Consider the following 11,941-nt stretch of genomic DNA (forward strand, 5'->3'; position numbering starts at 1 on the left):
CCACGCACGAACACAAGTGTTCCTTGCGCTGTGTCTCCGTCTCGTCGTTGTAATCACCAACTTCGAGCGGGGAGACGACCCTGGCCGCGAGAAGCTCAAGCTATGAGATGGTTTCTATGACAGGCTCATCAAGCTTAACTAAAGACGAATGAGTGAACGCTGTTTGGCTTAGAGGCTGTGTTAAATCGCGATACAGCAGCGAGGTAGACTGCTAACGTTCGTGGGAGGTCGGATTGGCATATGATAAACAACAGTTGATTGGTTTCACCTACATACATATAATTGGATAATCCATATGTCTGGAGAACATTCAGCCAGCGGAAGTACAACACAGGATTGGTGGCCAGAATCACTCAATGTAGAAATACTTGATCAGAATGCCAGCAATGTTGGGCCGTACGAAGACGAGTTCGATTACGCTGAAGCATTCGAGTCTCTCGATTTCGAGCAAGTGAAAGCAGATATTGAGGACGTATTAACTGATTCCCAAGAGTGGTGGCCAGCCGACTACGGACATTACGGACCGCTCATTATCAGGATGGCTTGGCACAGTGCGGGCACGTATCGTACTGGTGACGGTCGCGGTGGTGCGTCAGGTGGCACACAGCGGTTTGCACCTGTCGAAAGTTGGCCAGACAACGCAAATCTAGATAAAGCCCGGCGACTGCTCTGGCCAGTCAAGGAGAAATACGGTCGAAAACTCTCCTGGGCTGACTTGTTAGTCCTCTCCGGAAACGTTGCCATGGAATCGATGGGATTCCAAACGTTCGGCTTTGGAGGGGGGCGTGAGGACGCATACGCACCAGACAAAGGCGTCAACTGGGGGCCTGAAGAGGAGATGATGGAAGACAAACGCCACGATGAGGAGGGGAACCTCCAAGGCGACCTCGCCGCAGACCACATGGGGTTGATTTACGTGAACCCAGAAGGTCCTGGTGGCAAACCAGACCCTCTCGAGTCCGCGAAGTACGTGCGACAATCCTTTGATCGGATGGCGATGAACGACGAGGAAACCGTTGCCCTCTGTGCCGGCGGACATACGTTTGGGAAGGTACATGGCGCTGACTCTGACGAAAATCTTGGTGGTGAACCTGAAGCGGCGCCTATCGAACAACAGGGCCTCGGCTGGAAAAACGAGTATGGTGAGGGCAAAGGTGCCGACACGATCACAAGCGGCATTGAAGGCCCGTGGACCCAGTCCCCAACTAGCTGGGATATGGAATATGTTGATCTCTTGCTGGATCACGAGTGGGAGCCACACAAGGGACCCGGCGGAGCTTGGCAATGGCGGCCCAAGGACGCGGAGGTACATGGCTCTGCAGAGCCAGCACACGACGAGATTGAGAGTGCAACTCCGATGATGCTGACGACGGACGTCGCACTGAAGCGGGACCCAGACTATCGGGAGGTTCTCGAACGCTTCCAAGAGAACCCGATGGAATTTGGAATCAGTTTCGCAAAGGCATGGTACAAGCTTATCCACCGTGATATGGGGCCACCGGAGCGGCTCCTTGGCCCAGAAGTGCCTGACCAGGAAATGCTCTGGCAGGGACCCATCCCCGACGCCGATTACGAACTCGTCAATGAGGAACAGGTAGCCAAGCTCAAAACGGAAATCCTTGACTCCGATCTGTCCCGTACTCAGCTTGTCAAAACTGCTTGGGCTTCAGCATCAACGTATCGGGATAGCGATAAGCGCGGCGGTGCGAATGGAGCCAGAATTCGCCTCGAGCCACAACGAAGCTGGGATGTTAACGAACCGAAAGAACTGGAAACAGTACTTGACACGCTTGAAGATATTCAACGAGAGTTTAACGACTCTCGATCAGACGGAGTCCACATCTCACTTGCCGATATTATTGTGCTCGGCGGGACCGCGGCCATCGAGCAGGCGGCAGCCGAGGCCGGATACGAGATTGAAGTACCGTTCGAACCGGGTCGGACTGATGCGCTTGCGGAGCAGACAGATATCGAATCTTTCCAAGCTCTGAAACCGGATGCCGATGGCTTTCGCAACTACTTCACCGATGGAGATGGACTAAACCGCTCACCTGAAGAACTGCTGGTCGACAAGGCAGATCTCCTGGACCTGACACCGGCCGAGACAACGGCCCTTGTTGGCGGCATGCGCACGCTGGGAGCCAACCATCAGAATTCGGAGCTTGGCGTCTTCACAGATGACGTGGGGGCCCTGACTAACGACTTCTTTGAAACCGTACTTTCGATGGATTATGAGTGGGAGGCAGCTGACAGCGAAGATAACAAACAGGTGTACGAACTCAGAAACCGTGAAACGGATGAAGTCGAATGGACGGGGTCACGTGTAGATCTTATCTTCGGGTCGAACTCACGGCTTCGTACCCTCGCAGAGGCCTATGCTGCTGAAGAGGAGAAGTTCATAAATGATTTTGCTGATGCTTGGCAGAAGGTTATGACGAACGATCGCTTTGACCTGAATTAACGTCCACCTTCTCGGCGCTTTTTATACGCTATATGAGGGTGTCATAGAACATTTCATGCCCTGTGTATAGCGATTTGTATCAAGAGTAGGTTTATTTTCTGACCCTATACTTCAAACTCAACTGCGCAGATGCCCCCTCGTGTTATCCATATAACTGTTCTATGACACTCTCACTATATGATTTTTGAACCGACTTAGATTATGTCGAGATAAACGATATAGCCAGACAACGTCCGAATTCTTTGAAATCAGCGATCCAGTCCACAGACGGCCTCGTTATTCAACGGACTAGGGATTTCTGACTAGCCGTACAATCGTGCTCATAAGAGTGTTTAGTGTCTTTTATGAACAGCAAGTTTGTTCAAGAGTTACTCGCAGATCACTCGCAGAATCCCCGGAACTACGGTAAGCTTCCCTCTCCCGATGTTGAGGCAGCAACGACGAACCCACAGTGTGTCGGCCCAACGCACCCTGAAGGAGACCTCAGGTAGCTCTCAGTGATGATGGGACCACAGTCGAAACAGTCCGCTTCACCGGTGACGGGTGTACACTGTCACAGGCCGATGCCTCACTATTGTCTGAGCAGATGGTTGGTGTCTCCGTCTCGTTGTTGTAATCACCAACTTCGAGCGGGGAGACGACCCTGGCCGCGAGAAGCTCAAGCTATGAGATGGTTTCTATGACAGGCTCTCGTATGGGTGTAACTCAAGGAATCCATACTCTGTTACCACGGGTTACTTTTCTGCTCACGCATTAGGTGGTCGCATGTGGATATCTCTCCTCACAGTACTGTCCAGGGGCGGCCTCCTCCAGTACACCGTGCCAGTCGTCGGCGCCGAACTGAGCCAAACGGCAGTCACCACGGTCGGTATCGGCTTGATTCTGCTTCTCTTGGTAGGGTCGGGATTCTTCTCGTCGTCGGAGATTGCGCTGTTCTCCTTGCCGTCCCATCAGGTAGATGCGATGGTTGAGCAAGGCCTGCGTGGCGCACGGGCGGTCAAATCTCTCAAGGAGGATCCCCACCGCCTTCTCGTAACAATTCTCGTGGGGAACAATATGGTCAACATCACGATGTCCTCAATCTCGACGACTATCGTTGGCTTCTATTTCGACGCGGGCACGGCAGTTATCGTCTCGTCGCTCGGCATCACGTCGGTGGTGTTAATATTCGGCGAGAGCGCACCCAAATCCTACGCCGTAGAGAACACTGGACTACACGCACGGCGTGTCGCCCGGGGGCTAAAGATCGTCGAGAAGCCACTGTGGCCGCTTATCACCGTATTCCACTACCTGACGGGCGTCGTGAACAGACTTACCGGCGGCAGCCCGTCCATCGAGTCGACCTACGTCAGCCGAGACGAGATTCGAAATATGATTCAAACGGGCGAGCGTGAGGGAGTCCTCGACGAGGAGGAACACCAGCGGCTCCAACGCGCCCTTCGATTCACCGATGCCACTGCCAAGGAGGTGATGACCCCCCGCCTCGATGTGGCGGCTATCTCCAGTGATGCGACCGTTGAGGAGGCAATCCAGAAGTGTATCTCAAGTGGTCACGCGGACCTACCAGTTTACGATGGGTCGCTAGACAGTGTGATCGGCGTCTTCGACATCCGTGACCTACAGAATTCGAACTACGACACTTTCGACGACCTCGACGTAGAGGACGTAATCGCTCCGACGCTCCACATCCCCGAGTCGAAAAACGTCGACGCGCTCCTCTCGGAAATGCGCGAGAAACGGATACAGATGGCTATCGTCGTCGACGAGTTCGGTGCCACTGAGGGCCTCATCACGATGGAGGATATGACCGAGGAAATCGTCGGCGAAATACTGGCGGGTGACGAAGAAGATCCGATCGAATTCGTTGACGATGACACTGTCCTCGTGAACGGTGGGGTTAACATCGAGGAAATCAATGAAGCGCTCGACATTGTACTGCCAGAAGGCGAGGAGTTCGAGAGTATCGCGGGCTTCGTTTTCAACCTTGCGGGCCGCCTTGTCGAGCAGGACGAAGAGTTCAACTACGAGAACGTCACGCTCCGGGCCGAACAGGTGGATGACACACGTATCCAGAAGGTCCGGGTAACTGTCGACCGTGACACCGCCGAGATCGAAGAGGAGACGCCGGTAGGCGAGGGCAGTTCCGAGTGACCGGGAATACCTGAGCGCCCGAATCAGCAGGTCCTCAATGAGCGCGTCCATCCGGTCAAATGTCTGTGCTACGACGTCGATATGGTCACTCGCACACTCGTCCCGAATCAGTTCCAACCATCCTTAGGCCACACAGAGTGGGTTCCGTAAATCGTGGCTGACGATGCTGGCGAACTCTTCCAAACGCTCGTTCTGTCGTTACAATTTTTCTTCGTACTCTTTCTGCTCAGTAATGTTGGTGGCGATGCCACAGGTGGCGTATACGGAGCCATTGTCAAACAGTGGGACAATCCGGGTGAGAAAGTACTGACGACCGTCGTCGGTCTGAATGACCTCTTCGATCTCGACCTGTTCTCTCGTCTCATACACTCTTTGGTCGTTCTGCTGAAATTTCTCAGCCACTTCCGCCGAGTGTAAATCTGCTGCCCGTTTTCCGGCGATGTCGGTATCGTCAGCAATGTCAAACAGGTCCCGATGATATTGATTCATATACACGTACTCGTGATCGGTGTTTCGAATCCACATCGCTGACTCAACGCTATCGATAACACCCTGTAGTTGGTTGGTGGTCTGGCGGAGTTCGGCTTCACGTTCTCGTTGCTCGGTGACATCCCGGAGTGTGCCGACCGACCCGTTGAACTCCTCGCCATCGTACGGAAGGACGCCCATATGATCTTCGCAGACGATTGGGTCGCCTTCGCGGGGGTAGACCGTCACTTCGAATGTTACCGCTTCCGGGCCATCGCTCGATAGTAACCGTCCCAATTCCTGCTCGGCCCGTTGTACGGCCTCTTCGTCCTTGATCAGCGATGGTGTGTTCCCGAGAATCGTTTCCCGGTCGTAGCCGACTAATTCCACCAACTCGTCGTTAACGTAAGTGAACTGCCCCTTTTCGTCAAGCACGTACACCGCATCACTGAGTGCCTCGATAATCGTCTCGTACTCTTCTAATTCAGTCTTCCGCCGCTCTCGGTCGGTAACATCCTGAAACTTCGAAAAAATCGTCTGGACGTCCCCATCTGCGCCGGTGACGACACGGTTGTGCCACTCACAGGTGATTGCCTCGCCATCCTTCCGGACGTTCCTATTGATCACGTGGGTTCCGCCGTCCGCGTCAAGGAGTTTTTCTACAGCATCACCCACCTGTCCGCGGTCGTCACCAGCGACAATCCCCTCCCATGACTCGCCACACAACTCTGCCTCACTGTAGCCGAGAATCTCTTCGGCTCGTCTGTTCATTCGTTCAAACTGGAATTCAGAATCCCACTGGACTGCCCCAAGTGGTGATTCTTCAAAAAACAGCGATAATTGCTTCTGTCGCTGCCGAGCGGTCCGTTCGTGCTCCTCACGCTCAGTAATATCGTGACCGGCCCCCCGGAGCTTCGTTACCTCCCCCCCATTCTCGACAACCGGAGTAATTGTCATATCGAGGAGACGTTCCTCGCCGTCACCCGGTTGGAGTCGCCATGTGTCGTACAGTTCTTCGCGCGTCTCCAGCACCTTGTCGAGTGTATGCTGGATGTCTTCGCGGTCGTCTGGATGGAACAGTTTCAGCGCCTCCTCCAGAGACATTTCGTGTTGGTTACGACGGCCAATGATTCGCCGGGTACCTGCCGTCAGCACGACAGTATTGCTCTCTGTGTCCAGTTCGAAACCACCGGTATCACCGTTGAATTCCGTCAATCGCATCAATTGTTCTTGTCTGTCGGCCCGCTCGGCCTCGCGGCGGGTCCGAACGGCGTTGCGGATCCGGTTGGCCAAGAGTTCGTACCGTTCGGTGCCGCTCCCCTTCTGGAGATAGTCGGTGACACCGGCAGCAATGGCGTCACTGGCGACTGCCTCGCTGCCCTTGCCGGTGAAGAGGATAAACGGGAGGTCGGGATACTCCTCTCGGACAGCCTGTAGGAATTCGATGCCGTCCGTGCCGGGCATATTGTAATCCGAGACGACGCAGTCAGGCGGGCGGTCATTAATATTCTCCAACCCCTCGTCGGCACTGGTCGCTGTCTGGACAGCGAAGCGGTCGTCCTCGCGTTCGAGAAACGTCCCTGTCAGGTCCGTGATGGAGGGGTCGTCATCGACGTGGAGAACCTGAATCTCTCGGTGTAAACTGAACGGCATGGTCTGTAATGTGTTATTATTATAAAAAAACTACTGGCTAACTATGAATTAATTTCTCGGTATCAACAAAGTCAATTTCTGTCCTGATTCTGCTAATTTGAAATAACAATGCTCTGATGCTGACTATAACCTCTATATTCAGCAGTCAGTAGCAGCCCATATCACATATCGAATTGTTATTTCGCCAGATTGGACAAGAGCCATCTACAAATTGGCCTATCATTAGGCGTATAAATCAGTACAAAGAACGCGACTGAACTGTCGGCTCAAAAACCGGATCCGCACCCGGGTCGGATTCGACGTTCCCCGAGACGAACGAGATCTTCTCGCGCTCGCGTTCCGCAGCTATCGGGCTCATCCCTCCGAGATAGTGGTTTCTGAACGTCTCCCAGTCTTCCCACCCGCCGAAACTCATCACGACGGCAGGAAGAATACCGCAGTCCCACAGCAAATGACCGCCCCAAGTACGCCGGAGGTCGTGGACATCGAGGTATGTCCACCCCTCATCGCTGGTCCCGGCGTACCGGCGCTCGCCGGCGCGCTTCACCCAGCGATAAATCGAGTTCGGTTCGACGTCGACGATCGGCTCGTCGGGGTCGCGTTCGTATGAGAGCGTCCGAACGGAACTGGCGAGTTCCTTCGGGATCGGCGTCTCGCGGTACTTCCCCCGCTTCGCGTAGTCGTTCCACACGCGGAGGAAGACAGCAAAATACAGTGAGAGAACCCGTTCAAGTCTTTCAACGCATTAACGTATGACCCCTTTACCTCGACAGTTCCCTCTACGGTATCTGCTCCAGCTGGTTGAATTGGCATCCCTTCCGACGATCCAAAGGGTGTCCGAATTACCCCAATTGACTCGTACTGATACTGGTCATTTGGCATATTATTCCGTCAGTCTTCGAATGAGAAATCAGTGTCGTGACCGATAAGCGCCCTGTATTCAGCAGGACCGCTAAAACACATCAACAAGCCAGGGATTCAATAAGCTCAGATAGGCCGAAAGTACCCTATCAATGAAAGTCAAATCCTGCGAGACCTCACTCATAGAGCGCTAATCGGACAGCATCGGACATTCCACTGATGCGAGCGGCGTGCTCCCATGATTCCTCGCGGATGCCGTTGGTGACGTATGCGAAGCCAACGTTGAGTTCCGGATCCCCCCAGCCGAAGATACTCCCGAGCCCGGCATGGCCGAACATCCGCTCGCGGCTGAAGGATCCGAACATGTCATTCGCCAGTCCGCCGGTCCAAAATCCGAGCCCATACCGGGCTGGCCGGGAGAGTGTGCCGTCTGCGTCTGTTTCAGCGTGAGTCTTGGTCGCTTCGGAAACTGTCTCCGCATCGAGCAGGCGCGTGCCATCGATTTCGCCGCCATTAGCTATACACGCGTAAAATCGGGCCATATCTCGCGCAGTGCTGATACCGTTTGCTGCTGGGATCACTGCCCGTCGAACGGCTTCATTATTGAACGCGTCCGCTGATTCGGACGCCGGGATCCCTAACCCCTCACCGGGATCGCGGCAGCGGTCGTACATCTCGAAGCCGGTTGACATCCTCCCCGCCCTGAAGGGCGAGGATTCCCGAGCGTTGGGATATTAAGATTCGCAACCCACCTGTTCCCTCGGGTGGAACGACCCAGAGGTTTGGTTGAACAGGTAGGCTACTGGCCGTGCCAAACGACCGTTACTCATATCCCGTGTGGGGGGATTCTGAGTTATCTTTCTGCGAATATTCACCGCGCCATTCACGTCCGCATTCATCGTTGTACCGCACGACTCACAGACGTACAAACCACGCTCCACACGGTTTGAGTCACACTTCCGACCACAACACGAACACGTCTTCGACGTGTCGCGCTCGCTCTTTCGGTCAACGAGGATACCGTGTTCCTCAGCCTTGTATTCGAGCAACGTGGTGAAGTGGTCGAACTCCCAACCGTGGAGCTTCTTGTTTCCACTTCGACCCCAGTTCCGAGACTCACCGTTCTCGTCCTCACGAATCTTGCTCAAGTCACCGATGGCGATGTGTCCGACCTCGTGGTCGATACACCGCTCTACGACGTGCTTGGCGAGTGAGTGAAGGAAGTGGTCTTTCCGGCGTGAGAGTTTCTGATGGGCACGAAGGGCACGGCGCGACGGGCCATTCTCGCCCTCTGTGTCGTACTCGTCGCGGGTGAAGTAGTGCTTGTCTTGTTTCAGCACATTTCCCGGATACAACTCTGCCTCACCGTCGTCGTAGGCGATAGCGAGGTAGTTCTTGATGCCAAGGTCGATACCCGCCGTCTTCTCGCCGGGTGCGTCCTCAACAGGTATCTCGACCTTACAGACGAGGTGAAGTTCCCAGTTGTCGCCGTTCCACACGGCTCGCACTTGCTGGATGTTCTCCACGGTCACGTCCGGTCGCGTCTCGTACTCACACAGGATGAAGTCTGAGCGGTGGTTCTTCAGGTTGAAGCCCTTGCTCAGTCGGAGTTTGTTGTGTTTGGAATCGTGCTTGATGCCCTTCTGCTTCCACGTCACGGTGGAGCGCGGGTGTTCGTCGCCGTGTTTGCGATAGCCGGGTGGGTTGGCGTCCTCATCTCCGCGTTGGCGTGCTTTGTACCAACTGGTGAACGACTCAGCAAGCTCTTCGAGAACTCGCTGACTTGACTGAGAATGTAGGTCACTGTATCGTTCGTGTTCCTTGAGTTCGGATTTGAGTTCGCCGTCGTCAGGTACTTCCCCGTCTTCATCCCACCGACCTTGTGTGTAGTATCGGGCGACGTTCCACAGTTTTGATGCAGAGAACCCACACTGGTCAAGGTCGCCACTCACCTGAGAGTGGTTGACGATTTTCGCCCGATAGGTACGAGTGGTCTCCAGCATCAGACTGTGTTCATAACTAGTTATAGAAGATTACGTGTTAAAGTAACGACTGAGTGTGGAATATCCAGCAGTGCCATCGAACGTGGTTAGTGGAGGAATTGTCGGCTGTATCCCCGCCCTGAAGGGCGGGGTTTTAGCCTTGAATCTTCCATAATTCAGCGGTACACATATATGAGACCCGGTAGATAGACAGAGCGAATGAGTGGAGGGTGGGGCCAGTGTTCGTTTACACTCAGTGCGGCTGAGGACAATGAGAGTCAGTACCGCTGTACCCAGCCGTCGATGTCGGATACAGGATTGTGCGTCTGGCACTGTCCAGAGAGTGAGCGGCCGACAGATGGATTTCCGGATACGGTTCCACCCGACACAAAGTTGCGTGGTGCCGAGCTCGCCAACGCGACACTCCGAGGGGTGGAGTTTAGTGCCGGTGTTGATCTCAGTGACTCGACCTTCGCCGGAGCGACGATCCGCGAGTGTGACCTTGCTCGGACAGAACTCGACGGGTGTGATTTCACTGATGCGTCCGTCGTCGCATCGACGTTCCAACAGGCGGAGCTGAGTGAGGCGCGACTTGATGGGTTTACTGCCATCGATTCGTCGTTCGAGGACGCAGTACTGAATCAGACGGTCGCGGACGCAGGGGTTGAGTTTCGTAATAGCAACCTCGACGATGTGGTGTTTACCCGAGCGACTGTCGATAGCCTCACACTCGATGATACCGTTGCTACGGGGATTGATCTGACGGAGACAATATGCGGGGCTATCAGAGCCACTGACACTGATCTTTCCGACGCGATACTCATCACGACTGATGTCGGTGATATTCGAGTTGAAGGGTGCCGCGTTCGAGGGGCAGTTATCCGACGGACAGCACTTGATACTGGCTCGTTCGCAATGTGTGATCTCCGCGATGCCACACTAAATGGGACATCCGCTGTGAGTGTCGAATTTGATGCTACGCGACTTTCGGGTGCTCGCTGTCGAGAGTGTACTTTTAATGACGCTAGCTTTCGTGGGGCTGACCTGTCCGGTACCGACCTTACCGATAGTGATCTTACCGGGAGTAGCCTCAAGAATGCCGATCTCTCAGGTGCGGTCCTCGATGGAGCAACACTACAGGAGAGTGATCTCAGTGGCGTTCGATTACAGGACGCGTCGATCAACCGGAGTACTCGGTTCCCCTCGCTGACCGAGCTTGAACAGAGGGGTCTCGAGGTTCCAGAAATGCTCGGCTTGTACCGAACGCTTGTGGGGTTGCTTGAGGATGAGGATCTAACTGACGCCGCGTTTCGGCGTCGGTCGGAGTACTACACACTCCAACGCAGACAAGCACAGCTCGACGGTCAGTACGGACGCTATTTCGGACTCCTACTGAACGGAGTGGTGACGGGACACGGACAACGGCCGGCACGGGTACTGACAACGAGCATTGTGGTGGTCGCCTATTTTGCGGTTGTATATACTACGATTGGGATCGGTGTGGTACCGGGAGAGACAGACCTCATCGGGGCGCTGGTGTTCAGCCTCCAAGCGTTTAGCCCCGGCGTAACGACGAGCGTAGTCGAGGCGACCCGGATCGGGACGATGCTCGTGACGATCGAGTCGACGATCGGCTTGGTTTTGCTCGGTGTCTTCGCCGTCCTCGTCGCCCAGCGATTACAGACACTCTGATCACTCATGGATGGTTCCTCTCTTCCCGACCACGCCGAAACGAGTACCTCTCTCCGAGAAGGTATTGAGGTGCTGATTTTGGAGTCGGTCGACTGGCAGTCGCTTCGGGATGGGCGGGTACCCAGTCAGATCGGGATCGGGATTGATCCCGCGACAGCGGTCACAGTTTCGCTCACTGCGCTCTCAGTCATGTTCACTGTCGTGTACACCATGTACGACCGCCGAGCGACGGAAGTGAACACCGCCCTCTCCGACGTTAGAGACGATCTCTACCAAATCGCATCCGGCTGTAAATTAATCGGGCGGGGGGCATCTATCGAGGTGGAGTGGGAGACTGTTCAGCCGTGGCAGCGGGCACAGGTGAGTGAGGAACTACGAGCCGATATCGCTGCGTTTGAGCGCGATCTCCGTGAATTCCAGAAATTCGACGCAGAGCTTGAAGGAGAGTTACGCGAAGCGATTCGAGAATCAGACGTTGACACGGGCATGCTGCTGCCGGAGCGACTCACGCGGACAAACGGCAGGCAAGCACAATTCAAAAACGCGCGCTCTTCGGTAGACTGGCGGAACTAGCGGAATACATTGACAGCGATACAGTCCACGAGACTGTGGATCGGTGCCCCAGTAAGGTTCAGTGACCGGAGGAAGCCGTAGGTCCGAGCGGCCTGTTCCA

6 protein-coding genes and 6 pseudogenes are annotated in these 11,941 nt (G+C 54.8%); 6 read left to right on the forward strand and 6 right to left on the reverse strand.

Features of this window, described 5'->3' with window-relative positions; translation table 11 throughout:
• The 4 genes and pseudogenes from B9H04_RS18365 to B9H04_RS16110 form a co-directional block, all read left to right on the forward strand.
• Nucleotides 1–106: pseudogene (locus B9H04_RS18365) on the forward strand (IS5/IS1182 family transposase); the annotation flags it as partial.
• Nucleotides 107–295: 189 nt separating this feature from the next.
• Nucleotides 296–2,461: a catalase/peroxidase HPI gene (gene katG / locus B9H04_RS16100; RefSeq protein WP_049933290.1), complete on the forward strand. Its 2,166-nt coding sequence runs from the start codon at nt 296–298 to the stop codon at nt 2,459–2,461.
• A 541-nt stretch (nt 2,462–3,002) separates the two neighbouring features.
• Nucleotides 3,003–3,077 (forward strand): annotated as a pseudogene (locus B9H04_RS19675) (hypothetical protein); the annotation flags it as partial.
• Nucleotides 3,078–3,226: 149 nt separating this feature from the next.
• A complete protein-coding gene (locus B9H04_RS16110; protein WP_049933289.1) occupies nt 3,227–4,612 on the forward strand; it encodes a hemolysin family protein in 1,386 nt (461 codons plus the stop codon).
• Between the two features lie 15 nt (nt 4,613–4,627).
• Here the strand turns inward: B9H04_RS16110 and B9H04_RS19680 are convergent.
• The 5 genes and pseudogenes from B9H04_RS19680 to B9H04_RS16130 form a co-directional block, all read right to left on the reverse strand.
• Nucleotides 4,628–5,137 (reverse strand): annotated as a pseudogene (locus B9H04_RS19680) (PAS domain-containing protein); the annotation flags it as partial.
• Nucleotides 5,138–5,248: 111 nt separating this feature from the next.
• A pseudogene (locus B9H04_RS16115) lies at nt 5,249–6,733 on the reverse strand (PAS domain S-box protein); the annotation flags it as partial.
• Nucleotides 6,734–6,968: 235 nt separating this feature from the next.
• Nucleotides 6,969–7,424: a site-specific integrase gene (locus B9H04_RS16120; protein ID WP_049933286.1), complete on the reverse strand. Its 456-nt coding sequence runs from the start codon at nt 7,422–7,424 to the stop codon at nt 6,969–6,971.
• A gap of 346 nt (nt 7,425–7,770) precedes the next feature.
• Nucleotides 7,771–8,277: pseudogene (locus tag B9H04_RS16125) on the reverse strand (serine hydrolase domain-containing protein); the annotation flags it as partial.
• A 51-nt stretch (nt 8,278–8,328) separates the two neighbouring features.
• On the reverse strand, nt 8,329–9,597 hold the full coding sequence (locus B9H04_RS16130) for an RNA-guided endonuclease InsQ/TnpB family protein (protein ID WP_049933285.1): 1,269 nt from the start codon (nt 9,595–9,597) through the stop codon (nt 8,329–8,331).
• Nucleotides 9,598–9,795: 198 nt separating this feature from the next.
• On the opposite strand from B9H04_RS16130, the gene B9H04_RS16135 reads away from it, so the two are divergent.
• Together B9H04_RS16135 and B9H04_RS16140 are read left to right on the forward strand one after the other, a co-directional pair.
• Nucleotides 9,796–11,268: a pentapeptide repeat-containing protein gene (locus tag B9H04_RS16135; RefSeq protein WP_080508708.1), complete on the forward strand. Its 1,473-nt coding sequence runs from the start codon at nt 9,796–9,798 to the stop codon at nt 11,266–11,268.
• Nucleotides 11,269–11,274: 6 nt separating this feature from the next.
• Nucleotides 11,275–11,841, forward strand: coding sequence for a hypothetical protein (locus B9H04_RS16140; RefSeq protein ID WP_049933283.1), 567 nt, complete (start codon nt 11,275–11,277; stop codon nt 11,839–11,841).
• On the opposite strand, the pseudogene B9H04_RS18370 reads toward B9H04_RS16140, so the two are convergent.
• Nucleotides 11,838–11,941 (reverse strand): annotated as a pseudogene (locus B9H04_RS18370) (IS1595 family transposase); the annotation flags it as partial. The gene B9H04_RS16140 and the pseudogene B9H04_RS18370 sit on opposite strands and share 4 nt — an antisense overlap.

It is taken from the genome of Halorubrum ezzemoulense DSM 17463, from assembly GCF_002114285.1.
Taxonomy (GTDB): Archaea; Halobacteriota; Halobacteria; order Halobacteriales; family Haloferacaceae; genus Halorubrum; species Halorubrum ezzemoulense.

Bases quoted from the DNA above. Each gene is read 5' to 3' on its own strand.
- B9H04_RS16135 (WP_080508708.1), top strand. From the start codon at position 9,796: ATGAGTGGAGGGTGGGGCCAGTGTTCGTTTACACTCAGTGCGGCTGAG.
- B9H04_RS16110 (WP_049933289.1), top strand. From the start codon at position 3,227: ATGTGGATATCTCTCCTCACAGTACTGTCCAGGGGCGGCCTCCTCCAG.
- B9H04_RS16140 (WP_049933283.1), top strand. From the start codon at position 11,275: ATGGATGGTTCCTCTCTTCCCGACCACGCCGAAACGAGTACCTCTCTC.
- B9H04_RS16130 (WP_049933285.1), bottom strand. From the start codon at position 9,597: ATGCTGGAGACCACTCGTACCTATCGGGCGAAAATCGTCAACCACTCT.
- katG (WP_049933290.1), top strand. From the start codon at position 296: ATGTCTGGAGAACATTCAGCCAGCGGAAGTACAACACAGGATTGGTGG.